General features: G+C 66.6%; 16 protein-coding genes. 14 read left to right on the top strand and 2 right to left on the bottom strand.

Annotation, left to right across the window (positions count from 1 at the left end; translation table 11 throughout):
• Positions 1–17 precede the first annotated feature (17 nt).
• From V3B30_RS14910 to V3B30_RS14900, 3 genes are all read left to right on the top strand, one after another.
• Positions 18–725 carry a pilus assembly protein gene (locus tag V3B30_RS14910; protein ID WP_262083760.1) on the top strand — a complete coding sequence of 236 codons (708 nt, stop codon included), beginning with the start codon at positions 18–20 and terminating at the stop codon, positions 723–725.
• A 61-nt stretch (positions 726–786) separates the two neighbouring features.
• Positions 787–6,228: an ESPR-type extended signal peptide-containing protein gene (locus V3B30_RS14905; protein WP_262083761.1), complete on the top strand. Its 5,442-nt coding sequence runs from the start codon at positions 787–789 to the stop codon at positions 6,226–6,228.
• Between the two features lie 69 nt (positions 6,229–6,297).
• Entirely contained in the window at positions 6,298–7,041 is a 744-nt protein-coding gene (locus tag V3B30_RS14900; RefSeq protein ID WP_262083762.1) for a hypothetical protein, read from the top strand.
• A gap of 135 nt (positions 7,042–7,176) precedes the next feature.
• Here the strand turns inward: V3B30_RS14900 and V3B30_RS14895 are convergent, their stop codons facing one another.
• Positions 7,177–7,821 (bottom strand): hypothetical protein, encoded by a 645-nt coding sequence (locus V3B30_RS14895; RefSeq protein ID WP_262083763.1) that lies wholly within the window; start codon positions 7,819–7,821, stop codon positions 7,177–7,179.
• Positions 7,822–7,928: 107 nt separating this feature from the next.
• Positions 7,929–10,340 (bottom strand): penicillin-binding protein 1A, encoded by a 2,412-nt coding sequence (locus V3B30_RS14890; RefSeq protein WP_315973570.1) that lies wholly within the window; start codon positions 10,338–10,340, stop codon positions 7,929–7,931.
• A 219-nt stretch (positions 10,341–10,559) separates the two neighbouring features.
• Between V3B30_RS14890 and V3B30_RS14885 the strand changes: the two genes are divergently transcribed.
• The 11 genes from V3B30_RS14885 (at position 10,560) to V3B30_RS14835 (ending at position 22,798) form a co-directional block, all read left to right on the top strand.
• A complete protein-coding gene (locus tag V3B30_RS14885) occupies positions 10,560–11,618 on the top strand; it encodes a pilus assembly protein PilM (RefSeq protein ID WP_343239862.1) in 1,059 nt (352 codons plus the stop codon).
• Positions 11,618–12,490 (top strand): PilN domain-containing protein, encoded by an 873-nt coding sequence (locus V3B30_RS14880; protein ID WP_262083764.1) that lies wholly within the window; start codon positions 11,618–11,620, stop codon positions 12,488–12,490. The genes V3B30_RS14885 and V3B30_RS14880 overlap by 1 nt, the downstream gene beginning before the upstream one ends.
• Positions 12,487–13,143 carry a type 4a pilus biogenesis protein PilO gene (gene pilO / locus V3B30_RS14875; RefSeq protein ID WP_100473778.1) on the top strand — a complete coding sequence of 219 codons (657 nt, stop codon included), beginning with the start codon at positions 12,487–12,489 and terminating at the stop codon, positions 13,141–13,143. Before V3B30_RS14880 ends, pilO begins: the two co-directional genes overlap by 4 nt.
• On the top strand, positions 13,143–13,676 hold the full coding sequence (locus tag V3B30_RS14870; RefSeq protein ID WP_005418914.1) for a pilus assembly protein PilP: 534 nt from the start codon (positions 13,143–13,145) through the stop codon (positions 13,674–13,676). Before pilO ends, V3B30_RS14870 begins: the two co-directional genes overlap by 1 nt.
• 21 nt (positions 13,677–13,697) lie before the next feature.
• A complete protein-coding gene (locus tag V3B30_RS14865; protein WP_262083765.1) occupies positions 13,698–15,668 on the top strand; it encodes a type IV pilus secretin PilQ family protein in 1,971 nt (656 codons plus the stop codon).
• A gap of 172 nt (positions 15,669–15,840) precedes the next feature.
• On the top strand, positions 15,841–16,866 hold the full coding sequence (locus tag V3B30_RS14860) for a MoxR family ATPase (RefSeq protein ID WP_262083766.1): 1,026 nt from the start codon (positions 15,841–15,843) through the stop codon (positions 16,864–16,866).
• Positions 16,867–16,874: 8 nt separating this feature from the next.
• On the top strand, positions 16,875–17,804 hold the full coding sequence (locus V3B30_RS14855; protein WP_262083767.1) for a DUF58 domain-containing protein: 930 nt from the start codon (positions 16,875–16,877) through the stop codon (positions 17,802–17,804).
• Entirely contained in the window at positions 17,801–18,250 is a 450-nt protein-coding gene (locus V3B30_RS14850) for a DUF4381 family protein (protein WP_262083768.1), read from the top strand. Before V3B30_RS14855 ends, V3B30_RS14850 begins: the two co-directional genes overlap by 4 nt.
• Complete coding sequence (locus V3B30_RS14845; RefSeq protein ID WP_262083769.1) at positions 18,247–19,251, top strand: VWA domain-containing protein; 1,005 nt, start codon at positions 18,247–18,249, stop codon at positions 19,249–19,251. Before V3B30_RS14850 ends, V3B30_RS14845 begins: the two co-directional genes overlap by 4 nt.
• The gene (locus tag V3B30_RS14840) at positions 19,248–21,086 is read left to right on the top strand and encodes a VWA domain-containing protein (RefSeq protein WP_262083770.1); all 1,839 of its coding nucleotides are present in this window, start codon (positions 19,248–19,250) and stop codon (positions 21,084–21,086) included. The genes V3B30_RS14845 and V3B30_RS14840 overlap by 4 nt, the downstream gene beginning before the upstream one ends.
• Positions 21,083–22,798 (top strand): BatD family protein, encoded by a 1,716-nt coding sequence (locus V3B30_RS14835; RefSeq protein WP_262083771.1) that lies wholly within the window; start codon positions 21,083–21,085, stop codon positions 22,796–22,798. The genes V3B30_RS14840 and V3B30_RS14835 overlap by 4 nt, the downstream gene beginning before the upstream one ends.
• Positions 22,799–22,826: the final 28 nt, after the last annotated feature.

Below are 22,826 nucleotides of genomic sequence, written 5' to 3'. Positions count from 1 at the left end.
CCCTCCGGAGGCTCATCATGAAGAAGCTGCTGTTCTGCCTGCTGCCGCTGAGCGCACTGCTGGCCCCGCCGGCACAGGCCAATCTGTCTATTCATCCGATGCGTGCAGCGGTGGATGCCAAGCACGGCACGCAGATTCGCGTGTATTCGCAATCCACCCAGCCGCAATACGTGCAGGCGCGCCTGTTGCGCATCTCCAACCCTGCACAGGTGGGTGAAGAAGAGATCGAAGTAGAGGCCGCCGATGCGGCGATTGCCATCACGCCCGGCAAGTTCGCGCTCAGTGGCGGCAGCAATCGTCTGATCCGGGTGATTCCGCTGCAGACCGTCGAAAAAGAGGCGGCCTACCGCATCTACTTCGAGGGGGTGAAGGGCCCAGACGGCACGATCCTGGAAGGCGACGAGCAGGCGGCGCAGGCCAACGTCGGCGTCAGCCTGGTCTGGGGCGCGCTGGTGAACGTGGTGCCTGCCAAAGGCCACGTGGATCTGAAACTACAGGGCAACACCCTGCGCAATACCGGCACGCTGCGGGTGGGCATTACCGGTGCCGCCGAATGCAACGCAGGTGGCGCGTGCACGCCGCGCGAGCTGTCCACAAGTCTCTACCCCGATGCTGCGCTGACCTTGCCCTTCCAGCTCAAGCCGGGCAACACGCTGCAGTTGCAGTACCGCCTGTCGAACGACGGCTATCGCGATCACGTGACGACCCTGGCGCCAGGCGCCTGACCTTCTATTGCCCCGCGCACGCGCGGGGCTTCATTTCCCTCTGTTGTTAAGGAGAACAAGCATGAATCGAATCTATCGACGTATCTGGAGTGTGGCCAAGCAGTGCTGGGTGGTGGGTAGTGAGTTGAGCCGTCCACGCGGGAAATCCTCCCGGACCAAGCCGCGGTTGCTGGTGTTGGTGGCTGCTGCATCGTTCGGAATCTCTGCATCAGCACAAGAGGAGCTTCCGGATGAGTATGAGAAAGGACAGCATCAGGCAGAGGTGGCTGGGTTCCTGGCCAGCTCTCCCATGATCTCTTCGCTGTTCGCCGCGCAGCCACGCAGGATCGTGTTGCAGGGCGCCATCGTGAATGATGCCTACTACAAAGACTCAACTCTCAACGGTGACATGCAGATGATTCTGGGCTCGAGATCCAGCATCAGCGGTTGGGGTTCGGTGGCCGTAGGCACCGCGTCGGCGCTGTCAGGGAAGGGAAGCGTACTCCTCGGAAATGAGGTGATTGCAAAGGGTGACCGGAACGTGGCGGTTGGGTACAAGGCGGAAGCCACGAGCGGCTACTCGACGGTACTGGGTGCGAGTTCGGTTGCCTCGGGCGTCGGCACCACTGCTGTCGGTCACGATGCTCGTGCCTACGCTCAGAACTCCATAGCAGTAGGTAGTGGCGCCCGCACAGTTGAAAGCACGGCAGGTGTGTCCCGCATCGCTATCGGAGGGAATGCATTTGCGGGAACCGCTGGCTATTCCGGAGCCATTGCAGTGGGTGGCAACGCGCGTGCAGAGTTCAGCGGCGTTGCGCTCGGTCATCATGCGAAGGCACTGGCTAATGGATCTGCAGCCATCGGCGCCAACTCAGAAGCGACCGAGGCAAACTCGGTCTCCGTTGGCAACGCGTCTACCAAGCGACGAATTGTCAACGTGGCCGATGCGCGCTTGAGTGCGGCAAGCACGGATGCCGTTACCGGCAAGCAGCTGTTTGCAACGCAAACCCTTGCGCAATCGGTCAACAATCGGGTGGATGCGACGGCACTGGCGCTTGGCAAGGGAGCATTGGCAGAGTCGAATACCACCAATGGCGCAAGCACGGCAGTCGGCAACAACGCCAAAGGCTACAACGGCGCGAGCGTTGCGCTCGGCGATGACGCGCGCGCCGGCGTCGATGTGGCAGGAAACAAGGTCAATGGCAGGGCGGGCGGCGTCTCGGTGGGGTCCGGTACCCGGAGTGCGCACGGTGCCGTGGCCATGGGTCACAAGGCCGTTGCGGGTGGCAATTTCTCTGTTGCGATCGGCTCAGATGCCGTCGCCAATGAAGAGCTGAGTACCGCTCTCGGGAAAGCCAGTATCGCCGGGGCCCAGCAGACGACGGCCCTGGGGCGAGGAACGCAGGCAACGGCGAAGTTCGCCACCGCAGTGGGCAATCTTGCGAGGGCAACGGGCGTCAGTTCACTGGCCCTTGGAAACGGTACACATGCAGGGCACGAAAACGCAGTTGCGCTGGGGGCTGGTTCGGTCACCGCCTCGGCCAATTCCGTGTCCGTGGGCAACGCGAAGTCCACGCGGAAGATCCAGTACGTCGCCGATGGTGTGGTGGGTGCCGGCAGCACCGATGCCATCACTGGCAACCAGTTGTTCCAGACCAATACCCGGCTCACGGCCGTGGAGAAGACCGCAGGCGATGTGACGGGTGAGCTGGCCGCGGTGAAGTCAATTGCGCAGGCCGCGACGAACCGCATCGATGCAACGACCTTGGCTTTGGGCAAAGGTGCCACCGCAGAGAATGGTAGCTACGGCATCAGCACCGCACTCGGCAACAACGCCAAAGCGTACAACGGCCGCAGCGTAGCGTTGGGCGACGACGCGCGCGCTGGCGTGGATGCGGACGGCAACAAGGTGGCGAACCAGAACGCGGGTGTCTCGGTCGGTGCCGGAACCCGTAGCGCCAACGGTGCCGTTGCAACCGGCTTCCGTGCAAACGCAAGCGGAAACTTCTCGATTGCTGTAGGCGGTGACGCTAAAGCCCAGGCTGAGCACGCTACGGCGGTCGGCTATCTGAGCAAGGCAGGCGCCAGCCAGGCAACGGCACTGGGTCGCGGTAGCGAGGCGACGGCAAAGTTCGCCAGTGCGCTGGGCAATCTGGCCAAGGCTTCGAACACCAGCTCCGTGGCGCTGGGTGACCGCGCTCAGGCCTCACATGAGAATGCCGTTGCGCTGGGTGCAGGTGCGGTGACCGCGTCAGCCAATTCGGTATCGGTCGGCAGCGCCAGCAGGAAGCGGAAGATCCAGTACATCGCCGATGGCGCAGTGGGGGCCGGCAGCACAGATGCCATCACCGGTAACCAGCTTCATGCCACCAACCTGGCCGTGACCAAGGCCCAGACAGCAGCTGACGGAGCGACGACCACCGCCAACGCTGCAAAGGTGGAATCGGGCAATGCGCTGGCCGAAACGGTGGCGCTGGGTGGCCTCGTCAGCCAGACCGCTGCCAATGAGAGTGTTCGCCTGGGACAGAAGAACAGTGGCACGCAGCTGGATGTGCGCAACAGTGCCAATGCGAACCGCAGGATCGTCGGCGTCGCCGACGGGGCCATCAGCGCGACCAGCAACGATGCCGTGACCGGCAAGCAGCTCCATGAAACCAACGCGAACGTGAACTCGGCACAGACGGCAGCCAGCGCAGCGAAGGACAGCGCGGACACGGCATTGGCTGATACTGGAGTCTTGAAGGGTCTTGTCGGTCAAGTGGCTGTCAACGGCAACGTTCGTGTTGGCGAGAAGAACAGCGGCGCCGTGCTGGATATACGCAACAGCGCAAATGCGAATCGGAAGCTGACCGGTGTGGCTGATGGAGTAGTCAGCGCCAGCAGCTATGAGGCCGTCAACGGAAGGCAGCTAAACGCGACCAATGACAAGGTGGCGAGGGTGGAGGGCATTGCCAGGTCTGCGGGTACGGAAGCTGGCGTGGCAAAGACGGATGCCGCCAAGGCGTTGGCTGAGACAACGGCACTGGGCGGGCTGGTGGCGCAGGTATCCGCGACTGGCAATGTGCGCCTGGGTGAGAAGAACAGTGGTGCGACGTTGGATGTGCGTAACAGTGCCAATGCCAATCGGAAGATCAGTGGTGTGGCGGATGGAGCCTTGAGCGCCAGTAGTGCCGAAGCTGTGTCTGGTGGGCAGCTGTATTCAACCAATTCACGGGTCTCAGATCTTGAGGGTGTCGCGCAGTTTGTGAGTATCGGGTCAGCTCCCATCAGTGAACGCGCACAAGCGGGTTTGGCAGGCGTTGCGGTCGGAAATTCAGCAAAGACGGGCCTGGAGGGAGGAACCGCGGTGGGTACTCTTGCAGAAGCGATGGGCAGGAACTCCACTGCGATTGGTCGAGGGGCAACTGTGTCTGTTGGCTCCGAGAATGGATTTGCAATGGGAGCCGGCGCAGAAGTTGGCGGAGCCGCTGGCGGCGCGAGTGGTGGCGTCGCGATCGGTGCTGGCGCAAGAGTTGAAAGCGGGGTTCACGGCTCGCTGGCACTTGGAAGTAGCTCTCAGGCGAATGAAGAAGGTGTTGCGTCATTTGGGAATGCAGGCATGCAACGCCGGCTTGTAAACATTGCCCGAGGCACCGCCGATCACAATGCCACCACCGTCTCCCAGCTAAAGGATTCCCTTGCCACCCTCGGCGGCGGCGCAGGCGTGGACGGCAACGGCAACATCATCGCCCCGGCCTACGCGGTGCAGGGCGGAACGCAGAACACCGTCGAGGACGCACTGATGGCACTCGATGGCGCGGTTGTCACCGCCGGTCGTCGCGCGGACAAGGTGGAAGCTGAGCTCAGCTCGATTTTCCAGGATTCACCTTCGGCCCGCGCTGACGGCATGAGCCAGATCGCGCTGAATGGCGTTAACGGCATGGTACTGACCAATCTTGCCGACGGCCGAGTGGCTCCAGGAAGCCGTGATGCCGTAACGGGCAACCAGCTGTACGCCGCAGAGCAGAAGATTTCGCAGAATCGGAATGATCTGGAGGCAATGCGCAAGGAGCGGGAGATGGGGCAGCAGGCAATGCGAGGGTTGGACGCGAGCGTCATTGACTACGGTGGTGCGCGTTTGACTGGCGTGGCCGATGGTTCAGTCTCTGGGGATAGTCACGACGTGGTGACCGGTCGCCAGTTGTTTGGCGTCAGTGATCGGGTATCCAAGATTGAGCATCAAGGACGCTTCCTGAAGATCAATACAGATGAGCTAAGTGAAGATGCCTTTGCTGGCTTTTTGGGCGTGGCAATCGGCGATTCTGCAATGACTGGGGTCGACGGTGGTACGGCACTGGGGGCCTATGCGAGAGCACTTGGTGTTAACTCTGTCGCTCTTGGTCGTGGCTCGGGCGTTTCTGCCGACGCACCTTACGGATTTGCGGTCGGCACTGGATCTCGAGTGCACTCCGCACGAGGTATCGCGATTGGCAGTGGTTCGGTAGTTGAATCAGGTGCAGCGGGATCTCTGGCTTTGGGCGCCAACTCTGCGGCTACGGAAGTTGGGGTTGCTTCCTTCGGCAATCCGACCGCGCGGCGCCGCCTCGTAAACATCGCCAACGGCACCGCCAACCACAACGCCGCCACCGTCGGCCAGCTGCGCGGTGCACTTTCCACCCTCGGCGGCGAGGTAGATGCCAACGGCGACATCGTCGGCCCGCGCTTCAATGTCCAGGGCCAGACACAGTCCACCTTGAATGGCGCACTTGAAGCGCTGGATGGCGCGGTCGTCACCAGCACCTCGCGCGTGGACAAGGTCGAAACCCAACTTCGCTCCGTGTTCCAGGAAACCCCCTCGGTCCGCGCCGACGGCGTCAACCAGCTCACCCTCGCCGGCGCCAACGGCATGGTCATCTCCAACGTGGCCAACGGCCTGATCGCGGCCGGCAGCCGTGATGCGGTCAACGGTGGCCAGCTGCATTCGATGCAGCAGCAGCTCAATGGCCGCATGGACGGTCTGGAGCAGCGCATCGACGATGCCCCGGCACCGCGTGCCCTGGCGTCGTCCTCGGTTCCGAAGCCGCAGGCCGAGGAAACTCCTGTGGTACCGGTAGGCAAGGACTCCCAGCAGGTTGCCTCGGTAGGCGAGGGTGACAAGCCCACGCCGCAGCCGAAGGCCAACAAGGACGACTCGCCGAAGCCACAGGTCGACACCGCCGAGCTGGAGAAGATGCTGGCCCGCGCCAACGAGTACACCGATGGGGCGATCAGCAACTTCGAGCGCCGCCTGGACAAGATGGACAAGCGCTTCAACCGCATGGCGGCGATGAGCAGTGCACAGAGCGCGATGGCGATGAACACCGCCGGCCTGGCCACCTACAACCGCCTCGGTGCAGGCGTGGGCTACAGCGAGGGAGAGTCGGCGATGGCGGTGGGCTACCAGCGCGTGCTCAACGAGAAGGGCTCGGCCACCTTCAGCCTCAATGGCGCGTTCACCAACAGCGGTGAGCGCAGCATGGGCGTCGGCGTAGGCATCGGCTGGTAAGCCATGCAGCCCCGGCATGACGCGCGTAATCCACCCCGTCGCGCCGGGGTCCTTGCCGAGGAGATGGCAATGTATGGTTGGGTAAGCCGGTTCATCAGCTACCGCACGTTCTATCTGTGGCGGGCGCGGTACTTCTACTACACCCGCAATCTGGACAGCTGGGTCCTGTTCACCCTGTTGTGCCTGACCGGCATGGTGCTGGTGCTCTGGTACCACTGGCGGGTGGTGAGCATCCCGCCCCCGCGCGTGCACCCGGACGTGGCAGCGCTGCGCGTGGAGAACATCACCGGCGAGGCGATCCATCGCATCGTGCTGGCGCAGCATGGCGGCACCACGCCCGGCGAGCCGTTCACCACGCCGGAAGAGGTCCGGGCCGGTACGCTGCGCACGATGCGGGTACGGCAACTGCTGGACAGTGCGATGGTGTGGCAGCTGAAAGCTCACATGCTGGCCGACATGGCGTCGTACATCGATGCCACGGGAAGCTGCTTCCCGTACCCGTGCTGGCAGCTGAAGCATCGGCTGTCACTGCTCCGCGCAGCGCAGGCGGAAAACACGGCCATCAACGAGGCGCTGGCGCCGGTGCTGGAGGTGCCACTGGACAGGATGCCCAACCTCAACGGGGGTGAGCGCGCGCGGATACAGACAGCCTGGTCCGACACGTTCGGCGACGTCTACAACCAGGCCTGGCTGTTGGCTGATCTGCAGGACATGCACGCCCGGATGATGATGGAGTACCCACGGCGCGCGGGTGCGCCGTGGCTGGCACGCCTGCTGACCGGCGATGCCAAGGAGCCGCATGAGCTGCGGTAGGGTGGGCTCGAGCCATGCTCGACTGCTCTTCGGTCAGGCATCCGGACGCCTGAAGCGCCGTGCGGACCAACGGTCCGCACCTACCAAAGGCGAGCGCGGACCAACGGTCCGCACCCACCAAGGCCGGAGCTACCGTCACCCGCCGATGTACGCGGTGATCTCCGCCTCGGCCAGCACCTGCCGCAACTGCGCCACGGATGCGCGGCGCATCGGCTTTTCATCCACCGGCGACAGCGGCGCCTGGCGCAGCGCGTCATAGGGCAGCACGGCCAGGTCGAAGGTCAGCTCCTCGGCACTGAACACCCACACCGGCACGTCCAGGCAGCGCTCTCGGTCCATGCGCAGGCGACGCGTCCGCGATTCGGCAGGAATGCCGTGTTCGTCCAGGAAGCGGTGCACGGCCTCCGGGTCGTCGCTGTGCAGGTGCAGCTGCACGGGGCTGTTCGCGTCTGCGGTGCCGTCCAGCACGGGACCGGCCAGGCGCGGGGCGAAGCCGTGCAGGAACTCCAGCGCGCGCATCGCGGCCTCGCGGCGGCGCTGCAGTTCGTTGCCGTGCCGGGGCCCGGAGAACAGCCGCTGGTACTCGCGCAGGGCGTCCTCGATCTCGGTATTGCGGGGCAGGGAGGCATCGTCGTGGATGCCGAGCCGGCTGGCGGCCTTCAACTTGGCCTGGTGATAGTCGCGGATGCCGCCTTCGGCCATCAGGCGGGCGGCTTCGTGGGCGAGGCGGTGGCGCCGCTCGCGGGTCTGGCTGGCAGCATGCTGGCGGGCGCGATGCATGCGATGACTCCTGTTGCGACCTGGCTACAGACTAGCGCACCGATGTGACATCTGCGTGGGTATTTCGCGGAGGTGCCAACCCACGGTTGGCACCCCAACATCCTTCCTCAGAAAATATCGAACGCGGCGGCGTCGGCCTGCGGCGTATTGAGGTTCAGGTCGTAGTCGGTCAGGCGGTCCATGTCTTCCACCTTCACCCACTCGGTGGCACCGTTGAGGGTGGCCTGGACCATGCCGCTGGGCGGGTCGTTCTGCGCGATCGGGGTGTCCTTCAGCGCGGTGCGCATGTACTCGATCCAGATCGGCAGGGCGGCCTTGCCACCGTATTCGCGGTAGCCCAGCGAGCGGAAGTCGTCGCGGCCCACCCACACGGTGGTCACGTACGGCCCGCCGAAGCCGGAGAACCAGGCATCGCGATGGTCGTTGGTGGAGCCGGTCTTGCCGCCCACGTCCTCGCGGCCGAGCACCTTGGCCTGGACACCGGTACCGCGCTGGACCACGTCGCGCATCATCGACACCAGCTGGTAGGCCGTGCGGGCGTCGATCGCGCGCGGGGCGGTGCGGGCATCCGGGTTGGCCGGTGCCGCCGGGGCTTCGACCTTGGCTGCGGCGGCCGGGTCCACCTTCGGGGCCGGAGCGCCGAAGTTGAAGCCGTCCACCACCTGGTTGACCGGCTGGTCGCTGCTGCCGGCGCAGTCGCGGCAGGCCAGCGCCGGGTTTTCCTTGAACACCAGGTTGCCGTCGCGGTCGTTGACCTGGTCGATCAGCCAGGTGTCCACGCGCGAGCCGCCGTTGGCGAACACGGCGTAGCCACGCGCCACCGACAGCGGGGTCAGCGAGGCGGTACCCAGCGACATCGACAGGTTCGGCGGCAACTCCGATTCGGCAAAGCCAAACTCGCTGATGTACTTGCGGGCGTAGTCCACGCCCATGCCATCCAGCAGGCGCACCGACACCAGGTTGCGTGACTGCACCAGCGCCTCGCGCAGGCGCATCGGGCCGCGGAATCCGCCGCCGTCGTTCTGCGGGGCCCAGGTCTTGCCGCGGCGGTCGCGGAACACGACCGGGGCATCGAGCACGATCGAGGCCGGGTTGTAGCCCTTGTCGAAGGCGGCCGCATAGACGAACGGCTTGAAGCTGGACCCCGGCTGGCGACGGGCCTGGGTGGCGCGGTTGAACTTGTTGCCGGAGAAGCTGAAGCCACCCACCAGCGCCTTCAACGCGCCGTTGTGGGCGTCCAGCGAGACCAGTGCGGACTGGCCGCGCGGGATCTGGTCCAGCAGCCACTCACCTTCCTTGGCACCGGCGCGCACGCGCACGATGTCACCGCGCTGCACCAGCTTGCCCGGGGTCTTGTTGGTCCACTTGGCAGCACCGGCCGGCAGCACGATCTCGGTGCGGTTGGCGAGCACCACGGTGGCGCTGCCATCGGCGCCGGTGCTGGCGACGATCGCCGGTAGCAGGCCGGCCTGGCCGAACATGCCACGCAGGTGCTCGGCCAGGGCCGCGGTGTCGTCACCGGCGCCCAGCTGCACCTGCTTCTCCACGCCGTGCCAGCCGTGGCGGTGGTCGTACAGCAGGAGGCCGTCGCGCACCGACTGGTTCGCGGCGGTCTGCAGGGTGGAGTCGATGGTGGTGGTGACGTGATAGCCCTTGTTGACCACGTCGCCGCCGAAGCGGGCGATCATTTCCTGGCGCACCAGCTCGGCCACGTACGGGGCATCGACCTGCACCGGCGGCTCATGCGCGGTGGCGTGCATCGGCACGGCCTTGGCCGCGTCGGCCTCGGCCTGGCTGACGAACTTCAGGTCGGCCATGCGCTGCAGCACGTAGTTGTCGCGGCGCTGGCGGGCACGTTCCGGGTTGGAGATCGGGTTGCCCGAAGAGGGGAACTTGGGGATGCCGGCCAGCGAGGCCATCTCGTCCAGGTCCAGCTCGTTCAGCTTCTTGCCGTAGTAGAACTCGGCGGCAGCAGCCACGCCGTAGGCGCGGTTGCCGAAGAAACTCTTGTTCAGGTACAGCTCGAAGATCTCGTCCTTGCTCAGCTCGGACTCGATCTTCCGCGCCAGCAGGATCTCGGCCAGCTTGCGGGTATAGCTGTACTCGGAGCTGAGGAAGAACTGGCGGGCGACCTGCTGGGTGATGGTGGAGCCACCCGGCACGCGCTTGTCGTTGGTGGTGGCCAGCAGCCATACCGCGCGGCCGATGCCCTTGTAGTCCACACCGCCATGCTCGTAGAAGCGGGCGTCCTCGGTAGCCAGGAACGCCTGCTTCAGCTTCTCGGGCACGTCCTTCATGGTGATCGGGGTGCGCCGGGTCTCGCCGAACACCGCCATCAGCTTGCCATCGGCAGCATAGACGTACATCGGCTCCTGCATTTCCACGTCGCGCAGGGTCTGCACGTCGGGAAGCTTGGAGGAAACGGCATAGTACAGACCGCCCACGGCGGCCGCGCCGATCAGCGCCAGGACCAGGACAATCAGGAAGATCCAGCGCAGCCAGCGGCGGAGTCGAGTCATCGGGTTCAGATTCCGATTGCGAATTTCGTGGTCGCAGAGTATAGATTACGCAAGGTGGCGGCTGGGGTCGGCACCGGGGAGCGCAAGGGGAATTGCCAGGGGCTGCATCGTGAATCCGTGAGGGATTTCACAGCAGGGCGGTTGCCATTTGCTAAGAATACGTTATTAATGCGCGGACGCAGCTCTTGCGTCCAAGTGCCCGTCGGCAGGGGAGAAACCGTGGGGCTCATCCCAAAAAGTCAGTCGCCGCTTGTGGGCGTCGACATCAGTTCGACTGCGGTAAAGCTTTTGCAGCTGTCCCGCAGTGGCAATCGTTTCCGCGTGGAACATTACGCTGTGGAACCTCTTCCACCGAATGCGGTGGTGGAGAAGAACATCGTTGAAGTGGAGGCCGTGGGTGAGGCCATCCGCCGGGCGATGAACCGCTCAGGCAGCAAGGCGAAATTGGCCGCTGCCGCCGTCGCGGGGTCGGCGGTGATCACCAAGGTGATCCCGATGCCGGCCGATCTCGACGAAAACGACATGGAAGCCCAGATCGAGCTGGAAGCGGTCAACTACATTCCGTATCCGATCGAGGAAGTGAACCTGGACTTCGAGGTGATCGGGTCGATCCCGAACAACCCGGAGATGGTCCAGGTGCTGCTGGCCGCGTCGCGTTCGGAGAATGTCGAGCTGCGCCAGTCCGCGCTGGAACTCGGTGGCCTGCAGGCCAAGGTGATGGACGTGGAGGCCTTCGCGGTCGAGAACGCCTACGCCCTGGTCGCCAGCGAGCTGCCGGTGTCCATCGACGGCGTGGTCGCGCTGGTCGACATCGGCGCCACCATGACCACCCTCAACGTCCTGCGCGGCGGCCGTAGCCTCTATAGCCGCGAACAGGTGTTCGGTGGCAAGCAGCTGACCGACGAGATCATGCGCCGCTACGGCCTGAGCTACGAGGAAGCCGGGCTGGCCAAGCGCCAGGGCGGCCTGCCGGAAAGCTACGAGATGGAAGTGCTGGAGCCGTTCAAGGAGGCCACGGTCCAGCAGATCAGCCGCCTGCTGCAGTTCTTCTATGCAGGCAGCGAATTCAACCGCGTCGATCACATCGTGCTGGCAGGCGGCTGTGCCGTGCTGGGTGGCTTGCCGGAGATGGTCGAGGAACAGCTGGGTGTGCCGACCGTGGTCGCCAACCCGCTGGCGCAGATGACCCTGGGGCCGAAGGTGAACGCGCACGCGTTGGCCCGGGATGCCCCCGCGCTGATGATCGCGACCGGTCTGGCGCTGAGGAGCTTTGACTGATGGCACGCATCAATCTATTGCCCTGGCGCGCCGAGCGGCGCAAGCAACGCCAGCGCGAGTTCTACGCAATGCTGGGCATGGCCGCTGTCGGTGGCCTGCTGCTGTCGCTGATGATCTGGTTCTATTACGACCGCCAGGTGAGCGGCCAGATGGACCGCAACGCCTATCTGGAAGCCGAGATCGAGAAGGTCAAGGAACAGAACAAGGAGATCGACCGCCTCGACGCGCAGAAGGAACGCCTGCTGGCCCGCAAGAAGGTGATCGAGGAGCTGCAGGCCAAGCGCTCGCAGATGGTCCACCTGTTCGACGCGCTGGTGCGCACCATCCCCGACGGCGTGGTGCTGACCGCGCTGAAGCAGGAAGGGGATGTGCTGACGCTGGAAGGGCGCACCCAGTCCAATGCCCGCGTTTCGGCGTACATGCGCAACCTGGAGACGTCCGGCTGGATGACCAACCCGGAGCTGTCGATCATCGAAGCGCGTGACCCGGAGAAGGACAAGGACGGCAAGGTCGGCCCGCTGGCCGACATCAAGGCGCTGCCGTATGTGTTCGTGGTCAAGGTGAAGCTGCCGGCACAGAGCGAAGAGGTTTCGGCGACGCCGGGCCTGAACGCCGATGGCTCGGTGGCGACGGCTGCGCCGGCCCCGGTGGCTCCGTTGGCCGCAGGTCCGGATGCCGCGACGCCTGCGGCTCCCGCACCGGGCCAGCCGGCAGCGGCTCCTGCCGCACCGGCCGCTGCACCGTCGGCCACTCCGGCCAAACCGAACCAGCCGGCCGCTCCGGCCCCGGCACCTGCCCCGAAGTCCGAGGGCAGCCGCCTGGCGCAGCCGCCGCAGGCCTTCAATGCGCTGCTGCAGGGGGACCGCGCATGAGCCAGAAGATCGACCTCAAGAACCTGGATTTCAACGACATCGGCAACTGGCCGCAGAAGGCCAAGATCGTCTTCTGCTCGTTGCTGGCGCTGGTCATCATGTTCGTGGCGTGGATGCTGCTGATCAGCGGCAAGCGCGAGGAACTGGCCGGGCTGGAATCGAAGGAAACCGAGCTGCGCGCCGAGTTCACCAAGCAGCAGGAACGCGCGGTGAACCTGGGGCCGCTGAAGCAGCAACTGGCGCAGATGGAGCAGGTGCTGCAGCAGATGCTGCGGCAGCTGCCGAGCAAGACCGAAATGCCCGACCTGATCATCGACATCTCGCAGACCGCGCTGTCCAGCGGCCTGACCAACGAGCTGTTCGAGCCGGAGCAGGAGCAGATCAAGGAGTTCTACGCCGAGAAGCCGATCAAGCTGCGCATGGTGGGCAGTTACCACCAGTTCGGCGCGTTCGTCAGTGGCGTGGCCTCGCTGCCGCGGGTGGTGATCCTGACCATGCATGACATCAACCTCAAGCCCAAGGAAAAGACCGGCGGCAACGTCCGCAGCGGTGCACTGGAACTGTCCGGTACGGTCAAGACCTACCGCTACCTGGACGAGACCGAAGTGCAGGCGCAGCAGGCATCCGACGCTGGCAAGGAGGGCAAGAAGTGATGCGCGCGCAGACCGTACGTGGTGCGATGGTGCTGGCTGTGCTGCTGCTGGCCGGTTGCGGCCGTGGCGTGACCAGCACGCCCGGCGACGCACCGAACCTTGAGAAATGGGTGGAAGGCGAGCGTGCGCGACCGGCGCAACCGCTGGAGCCGCTGCCGGTGATGCAGCAGTTCGAGACCTTTGAATACTCCGCGCAGGGCATGCGCGATCCGTTCACCGATGCCTGGACCAATCCGCAGCAGGGGAATGGCGGATTGCGACCGGACCCGAACCGGCGCAAGGAGCCGTTGGAAGGCTTCCCGCTGGATGCGCTGGACATGGTCGGCACCATCGGCACCGGTGCAGGCACCGTGGCGCTGGTGATGGGGCCGGACAAGGTTACCTACCGGGTTCGCCCGGGCGGTTACCTGGGGCAGAGCGACGGGCGGGTCACGGCGGTCTTCGAAGACCGCGTGGAGCTGATCGAACTGGTGCCGGATGGCGCGGGCGGCTGGCTGGAACGGCCGGCAACGCTCTCGCTTGAAGATCAATGATCGTTTACTGGGGATAGCACGATGACCTTTCACCAAGCCAAGGGGCTGCGTCCCATCCGGCGCTCTACCTTGAACCGTGTCAGCGCGCTGGGAGTCGCGCTGATGCTGGCCTGCGCTCCGGCGCTGGCTGCCGCACCGGCGGAAAAGCCAGTGGGCGCCACCGTGGCACCGGCCGCCGCGCCGGCGGCCCTGTCGGTGGCCAAGATCGATTTCAAGCGTGGCGATGACGGCGCCGGGCGCCTGATCGTGCAGTTCGACGGGCAGGGCGCGATCCCTGACCTGCGCACGCAGGGCAACAGCGTGGTGGTCGACGTCGGCAATGCCCGACTGCCGGCCAACCTGCAGAAGCCGATGAACGTCACCGACTTCGCCACGCCGGTGCAGCGCATCGACGCCAAGCCGTCGGGTGCCGGCACCCAGCTGGTGCTGAGCACTGGCGGCGCCGTGGAATCGCTGGCCTACCAGAGCGGCAACGAGTACGTGGTCGAGATCAGCCCGCGGCAGGCCCAGGCCGCCGTGGGTGCGGTCACCGCCGGCAGCATCACCCAGGCGGCCAAGGCCGTCGGCCAGCGCGGCTTCACCGGCAAGCCGGTGACCTTCAACTTCCAGGACGTGCCGGTGCGCACCGTGCTGCAGTTGATCGCCGAGGAGTCCAACCTGAACGTGGTGGCGTCCGACTCCGTGCAGGGCAACGTGACCCTGCGCCTGGTCAATGTGCCGTGGGACCAGGCGCTGGACATCGTCCTGCGCGCGAAGGGCCTGGACAAGCGCCGCGACGGCAGCGTGATCTGGGTGGCGCCGCAGGCTGAACTGGCCAAGTTCGAGCAGGAGAAGGAAGACGCGCGCATCGCCATCGAGAACCGCGAAGACCTGCAGACCGACTACATCCAGATCAACTACCACAGCGCCACGCAGATATTCAAAGCGCTGACCGAGGCCAAGGGCATCGGTGGCGGCGGCGGTGGCGGCAGTGGTGGCGGTTCGGGTAGTTCTTCGCAGGAAGACAGTGGCTTCCTGTCCTCGCGCGGCCGCATCGTGGCCGACGAGCGCACCAACACGCTGATGATCAGCGACATCCCGAAGAAGATCGCGCGCATGCGCGAGCTGATCAACGTGATCGACCGCCCGGTCGACCAGGTGCTGATCGAAAGCCGCATCGTCATCGCCACCGATACTTTTGCCCGTGAGCTGGGTGCGAAGTTCGGTGTCAGCGGCAGCCGCGACAACGTGTACTTCAGCGGCAGCCTGGATGCCAACGCCAAGACCCGCGAGTCGCAGGTCACCACCGACCTGGCCAATGCCAAGGCCGAGCGTGACTGGGAAGCGGGTGGCCGGATCGGCCCGCCGCCGGTGAAGTCCGGCTCGGCGATCACCCGTGGCCTGAACTGGAACCTGCCGGTGGCTGCCGCCAGCAACCCGGGTTCGCTGGCGCTGTCGATCCTCAATGCCGGTTACCTGCTGGACGTGGAGCTGTCGGCCATGCAGCAGGAGTCGCGAGGCGAGGTGATCTCCAACCCGCGCGTGGTCACCACCAACCAGCGCGAAGCGATGATCAAGCAGGGCAAGGAAATCGGCTACGTCACCATCAGCGGTGGTACCGCTGGCGGCGTGGCGACCCCGAACGTCCAGTTCAAGGAAGTGGTGCTGGAGCTGAAGGTCACCCCGACCATCACCAACGACAACCGCGTGTTCCTCAACATGCAGGTGAAGAAGGACGAAGTCGACCAGCTGATCCAGCTGGAGGGCTACGGCACCGTGCCGTCGATCAACCGACGCGAAGTCAACACCGCGGTGCTGGTCGAGGATGGGCAGACCGTGGTGATCGGTGGCGTCTACGAGTTCACCGATCGCAACAGCATCAGCAAGGTGCCGTTCCTGGGCGACGTGCCGTTCCTGGGCAACCTGTTCAAGAAGCGCGGTCGCAACAAGGACAAGGCCGAGCTGCTGGTGTTCGTCACCCCGAAGGTGCTGCGCGTGGCCAAGCAGAACTGATCCAGCGCAATTAGGTGTTCGAAGAAGGGCCGCCTCGTGCGGCCCTTCTTCGTTTCCGCCAGGGGAACCACGCTCTGCGCGGAGGGCTGTTCAGCCGTTCTTGATGCCAATCGCAAGGCACCCTGCGATGATGTCGGGAACCCGTGCCGTCCTGCGCCGGTCAAAGGCCCCCATGAACCTGCCACCGCCGATGCCCGAATCCGTCTCGCCGCCGCCCGCGCCGGCCACCTCCCGCCTGCATGCGGCATTCACCCAGCTGCGCGATGCGTTGTCGGCCGAGATCGTCGGCCAGGCGGCACTGGTCGAACGCCTGCTGATCGCGCTGCTGGCCGACGGCCACCTGCTGGTGGAGGGCGCGCCGGGCCTGGCCAAGACCACGGCAATCCGTGCACTGGCCTCGCGCCTGGAAGCGGACTTTGCCCGCGTGCAGTTCACCCCCGACCTGCTGCCGGCCGACCTCACCGGTACCGAGATCTGGCGCCCGCAGGAAGGCCGCTTCGAGTTCGTGCCCGGCCCGATCTTCCACCCGATCCTGCTGGCCGACGAGATCAACCGCGCGCCGGCCAAGGTGCAGTCGGCGCTGCTGGAAGCCATGGGCGAGCGCCAGGTCACCGTTGGCCGCCATACCTATGCGCTGCCGTCGCTGTTCCTGGTGATGGCCACGCAGAACCCGATCGAGCAGGAAGGTACCTTCCCGCTGCCGGAAGCGCAGCTGGACCGCTTCCTGATGCATGTGCGCATCGGCTACCCGGACCAGGCGGCCGAATCGGAAATCCTGCGGCTGGCCCGCGAGCGTGCCCGTGGTGCGTTGGGCGAGGCCGCGCCGGCGCCCGACAAGATGCCGATGCAGGACGTGTTCGACGCCCGCCGCGAAGTGCTGGACCTGCACATGGCGCCGGCGCTGGAGGGGTACCTGATCGAACTGGTGCTGGCGTCGCGCGACCCGTCGCGCTACGACGCCGGCCTCGGCCGCCGCATCGCCTGGGGTGCCAGCCCGCGTGGCTCCATCGCACTGGAACGCTGCGCACGTGCGCGCGCCTGGCTGGCCGGCCGCGACTTCGTCACCCCCGACGACGTGCGTGCGGTGGCCGCCGACGTGCTGCGCCATCGCGTGCTGCCCAGCTATGAAGCCACCGCCGAAGGCTGGGACGGCGAGCGCCTGGTGCAGGAGCTGCTGGCCCGGGTGCCGGCACCCTGAGCCTGCGCATGACCGATCCATCCCTGGAACAGGCACCGTCTGCGCTCGAAGGTGACGGGCTGCGCCCGCAGCTGGCCGAACTGGTCGCGTTGCGCCGGCTGGCACAGCGTCCGCCGCCGCCGCGGCGTGGCCGCACCGGTAACGCAGGGCAGGCACCGTCTCCGCTGCGCGGCCGCGGCATGGAGTACGCCGAGTCGCGCGAGTACGTGGCCGGCGACGACGCGCGCCACATCGACTGGCGCGTGACCGCACGCACCGGCCGCGCCCACACCAAGCTGTTCCAGGCAGAACGTGAGCGGGTCAGCCTGATCGTGGCCGATACCTCGCCGGCGCTGTACTTCGGCACCCGCGTGCGCTTCAAATCGGTGCAGGCCGCCCGCGCCGGCGCTGTTGCGGCATGGTCGGCGCAGCGCCGTGGCGACCGCGTGGGCGCGCTGCGTGGCAGCGACCGCGAAGCGCCGATCGCTCCCGCAGGTGGGCCACGCGGCGTATTGCGCGTGCTCGACGCGCTTACCCGCTGGTATGCACAGCCGCCGTCCGATGATCTGGGCCTGGAGCGCGCGCTGGATCATGCCGGTCGCGTGCTGCGCCCCGGGGCACGCATGCTGGTGCTGGCCGATCCGCAGCAGGCCATCCGCATTCCACCGGCACGCTGGAGCGCGCTGGCCCAGCATCACGACCTCAGCCTGGTGCTGCTGGTCGATCCACTGGAGCTGCAGCCGCCGTCGGCCGCACTGCAGTTCCAGACCGCGCAGCAGCGTATCGGTCTCGACCTGCGCCGCAGCGAAGTGCAGGCGCACTGGCAGGCGCATTTCGTTGAACCGCTGCAGGAACTGCGGCGCCAGCTCGGTGCGCGCCGCGTCGACGTGCAGGTGCTGTCCTCCGATGCACCCAGCGACGCCTGGCTGGCGCCATCACCGACCGAGGTGCCGGCATGAGCGCCGCTCTGCCGCTGCGCGATGTGCAGCTGCCACCGGCACCGTCATGGTGGCCGCCAGCCCCCGGTTACCTGATGATTGGCGCAGCGGTCGTGCTGGTGCTGCTGGTGATCGCCGCGGTGATGTGGCAGCGTCGCCGCCGTCGCCAGCGCTGGTTGCAGTTGTTCGATCAGGAGCTGGCAGCCACCACCGACGCTGCAGCAGAACTGGCGGCGATCGCAGGACTGCTGCGCCGGGCCGCGCGTCATGCGGCGCCGGGCAGTGAATCGCTGCGCGATGACGCCTGGTGGCAGCGTGTGGACCCGCAGGGCACGCTGCCCGCTGCACATCGCAGCCTGCTGGCCGAAGGCGCCTATCGCCCGCGCGTCGACAGCAACGACGTGGCCGCCGTGCGCAGCTGGGCCCGCGAACGCTACCTGGCGATGCTGCTGGAGCGCCGCCGATGAACCTGTGGACGACCTATTGGCCATGGCCGGACCTGCAGCTGGCATGGCCGCTGGCCCTGCTGGCGCTGCCGTTGCCGCTGCTGATGCGCTGGTGGAAGCGTCGCGCAGATCCGGGCGCCGCACTACGCGTGCCCTATGCCGCTGCCGAACTGGAAGCGCTGTCTGGTGGTGGTCGGGTTGACGTGTCGTGGCTGCGCACGCTGCTGCTGTGGCTGGGGTGGTGCGCGCTGTGTGTCGCGCTGGCGCGACCACAGCAGCTGGGCGATGCGATCACGCCGCCGCAGCAGGGGCGGCAGATGATGCTGGCGATGGATGTGTCCGGCAGCATGGGCGAGGGCGACATGGTGCTGGGCGGCCAGGCCGTGGATCGCCTTACCGCAGCCAAGGCCGTGCTGGCCGACTTCCTGGATCGCCGTGCCGGCGACCGCGTCGGCCTGCTGATCTTCGGTGACCGTGCCTACACGCTCACGCCGCTGACCGCGGACCTGGCCAGCGTGCGTGACCAGCTGCGCGACAGCGTGGTCGGCCTGGCCGGACGCGAGACCGCCATCGGTGATGCCATCGGCCTGGCGGTGAAGCGCCTGCGCAGCCAGCCGGAGGGACAGCGCGTCCTGATCCTGTTGACCGACGGCGTCAGCAATGCCGGTGTGCTGGAGCCCCTGCGCGCGGCGGAAGTGGCGCGCGCCGAAGGCGTGCGCATCCACACGGTTGCATTTGGCGGCGATGGCAGCATGCGGTTGTTCGGCATTCCGATTTCCACCGACCAGGATCCGGTCGACGAGGCCACCCTGAAGAAGATCGCCAGCATGACCGGCGGCCAGTTCTTCCGTGCGCGTGACACCGCGCAGCTGGCCGGCATCTATGCCGAGCTTGATCGCCTGGAGCCAGTGGCCGCAAAGGGCCCGAGCCTGCGCCCGCGCGAAGAACGCTATGCGTGGCCGTTGGGCCTGGCGTTGCTGCTGGGCGCATTGGCATGGCTGTGGCCGGAGCGTCGCCGATGATCGCGTTTGCTTCGAATCTTCCCGACTGGAACGCACTGCACTTCCTGCGGCCCGAGTGGCTGTGGGCGCTGTTGGCGCTGCCGCTGATCATCGCGTTTGCGCTGTACCGGCAACGGCGCAGTGATGTGTGGCGGCAGGCGGTGGACGCACATCTGTTGCCGCACCTGCTGGCCGCCGGTGCAAGGCGGCGGGCACGTCTGCCCTGGGCGGTGCTGCTCGGCTGGACGCTGGCATCGCTGGCCATGGCCGGTCCGAGCTGGCGGCAGCAGGCACAACCGATGTTCCAGGCCAGCGCACCGTTGCTGGTGGTACTGGACTTGTCCAGCCGGATCACCGCGACCGATCTGCCACCGTCGCGCCTGCTGCAGGCGCGAGCGAAAGTGGGCGAGCTGCTGCGCGCACGCCAAGGCGGGCAGGTGGGGCTGGTGGTGTACGCCGATGATGCCTACACCGTGGCACCGCTGACCGACGACGGCAGCAATGTTGCGCTGTATCTGGATGCGCTGTCGCCGGACGTGATGCCGCGCGATGGCCAGCGTGCCGACCGCGGCATCGATTGGGCGACACGCTTGATGCGGCAGATCGGTGCGTTGCAGGGGCAGATCCTGCTGGTCAGCGATCAGGCGGACAGCGAAGCTGCACTGGCGGCGGCACAGGCGCGCGGCCTGGGCCTGCAGGTGTCGGTGCTGGGCCTGGGCACGCCTGCCGGTGCGGCCTACCGCGATGGCAGCGGGCAGATCCGCCAGGCTGCGCTGGATGAGGGCAGCTTGCGCGCGGTGGCCACGGCCGGCGGCGGACGCTATGCACGCATTTCGGCCGATGGCAGCGATCTGCGTGCGCTCGGCGTACTCGACGCGCGCGAAGGCACGGCGGCGCAGCGGCCAGGCGAAGGCAAGCAGTGGCGTGACGAAGGCTTCTGGCTGCTGCCGCCGGTGATGCTGCTGGCATTGCTGGCCTTCCGTCGTCGCGCGGTGCTGGCCGCGGTGCTCGCGGTCGGCCTGCTGCCGTGGATGAATGACGCGCAGGCGCAGGCCCCTGCGACGCCTGCCTCCCAGCCGGCGCAGGGCACGCTGTGGAAGCGTAGCGATCAGGTGCAGCACCAGCGACTGGCCGACGGGGTGCAGGCCTACCGCAGGGGCGACTTCGCCACTGCACGCAAACAGTTCGAAGGCATCGACAACGATGCCGCTTGGTACAACCTGGCCAACACGCTGGCACGCGAAGGCCACTACGACGACGCGATCGCCGCCTACGACCGCGCGCTGGCACTGCATCCGGGCATGGCCGATGCGGTGGCCAACCGTGCCGTGGTCGATGCTGCACGCAAGCGCAGGCAATCCGGTGGCGGCCAGGGCCAGGATCAGAAGAAGCCGCCGCAGAACGGGCAGCAGAAGCAGGCGCAGGGCTCGCAGGGCCAGCAGAATCCACAGGGGCAGCCGCAGCAGGGCCAGCAGAATCCCGGCCAGGGCCAGCCGCCGTCGGGCCAGCAGGACCCGCCCAAGGCGGGTGACACCAACGCGCAGTCGAAGCCTCAGCCTGGCGAGCGTGGCCGCGATGGCCAGCAGGCACCGCCGCAGGTGGAAGATGCCAAGGCACAGGCGCAGGCCGACGAACAGCAACGCCAGCGCATGCAGCAGGCAATGCAGCAGGCACGCGAGGGCAAGGGCGAACAGGAGGGCAAGCCCGTGCCAGGCAGCGAAGGCGCCACCCCGCGCCAACGCGAGGAGCAACAGGCCGTGGAGGCGTGGATGCGACGTGTGCCGGATGATCCGGGCGCATTGCTGCGGGCCAAGTTCCAGCTGGAAAACGAACGCAGGAAGAGGGAAGGGCGATGACGCGGGCGATCAACATGCACGGGCGCTGGCCACTACAGGTACTGGTGGCACTGCTGCTGTGGCTGCCGCTGCTGGCGTGGGCTCAGCCGCGCGCGTGGTTGGATCGCGACCGCATCGCGATGGGCGATACGGTCACCCTCAATGTCGAGAGCGACCAGGGTGCCCCGGACTTCACGCCATTGCGTAGCGACTTCGACCTGAGCGGGCAGACCAGCAGCCGCCAGGTGGAGTGGAGCAATGGCAGCATGCAGCAGCGCAACCTGTATGGCGTGGCGCTGACCCCACGGCGCAGCGGCACGCTGGTGGTGCCGGGCCTGCAGGTGGGCAGTGTGCGCACCGCGCCGCTGACGCTGCAGGTGGATGCGGCCACCGTGGCCGGGCCGGACAGCAATGCGATGGCCTTCATCGAAACCGTTGTCGATGACGATACGCCGTATGTGCAGCAGAGCGTGGGCGTGGTGGTGCGCTTGTATTTCGCCTCGCAGCTGGCCTCCGGCGAACTGGTGCTGGATACCCCGGCGGGTGCGTCGCTGCAGCGCGTGGGCGACGACCGTACCGATGTGCGCCAGGTCAACGGCCGCCGCTACAACGTGGTCGAACGGCGTTTCCTGCTGATCCCCGAACGCAGTGGCGCGTTGAAGCTGGCCGGCGCGCGTTTCAACGGACGCAGCGCCGGTGGCTTTTTCGATGACTTCTTCGGTGGTGGCGACGGCCGCATGAGTGCCACCAGCGCCGACCGCACACTGCAGGTGCAGGCACAACCGGCGCAGGCGCCGCAGCCGTGGCTGCCCCTGCAGAGCCTGCAGTTGCGCTACACCAGTGCGCCGACCAGCGCCCGCACCGGTGAGGCGGCCAACGTGGTGGTCGAAGCGATTGCCGAAGGCGCGACGCGCGCACAGTTCACCGATCTGCCTGTGCCGGACGTCAGCGCCAATGCGCAGGTGTTCGCCGAACCCGCGCAGTACGAAGAGACCTTCAACGGCAGCACGCCGCGCCTGAAGATCACCCGCCGCTATTCGATCGTGCCGCGCCAGCCGGGTTCGCTGGTGGTACCGGGGCCGCGCCTGCCCTGGTGGGATGTACGCAACGGCAAGGCACAGGAAGCGAAGCTGCCAGACCTGACGCTGGCCGTTGCAGTTGGCACCGGCGCGGGCACTGCCTCGCCGGCATCGCTGCCACCGATCGACACCGCTGCCGCGCTGCCCGGCAGCGATGGACAGGACGCGCGTATCGCCGCGACCGATCCACGCGCCAGCGGGCTGTCCGAGCGTCCGTGGCCGTGGATGGCGGCGGCCATCGGCCTGGCGTTGCTGTGGCTGTTGACCCTGCTGTGGGGCTGGCAACGAGGCCGGCGCCCGCGTGCGGTGGCACCTGTAGCCGGCAAGCCCTCTGTGCCGACGGTGGCGAGCGGGCGTGCCGGCCTGGCCGAACTGCGCCGAGCGCTGGATGGTGAAGGTTTCGACCAGGTGGAAGCACAGCTGTGTGCGATGGCCGGCGTTGAACGCATCGAGCAGGTCATCGCGCGGCTCGGGGATGCAGCCCAGCGCCAGGTGCTGCAGGACCTGCAGCAGGCGCGCTGGGGCGGGCAGGGTGATCTGGCGCCGCTGCGTGCGCGCCTGCGCGAAGTCTTCCGTGACGGACCGCACTGGTCGGCGGCCGCGGGTACCGCTGACACTGGCCTGGCGCCGCTGTATCCGCCGCGGCGAACCTGAACCGGCGCCGCTTGCGCGCTTTGTTAGA

Origin of the sequence: Stenotrophomonas sp. SMYL41 (assembly GCF_036319965.1) — a bacterium.
Classification (GTDB): domain Bacteria; phylum Pseudomonadota; class Gammaproteobacteria; order Xanthomonadales; family Xanthomonadaceae; genus Stenotrophomonas; species Stenotrophomonas maltophilia_R.
Note: the sequence above shows the minus strand (reverse complement) of the source record. Positions and strands in the feature narration are given on the sequence as shown.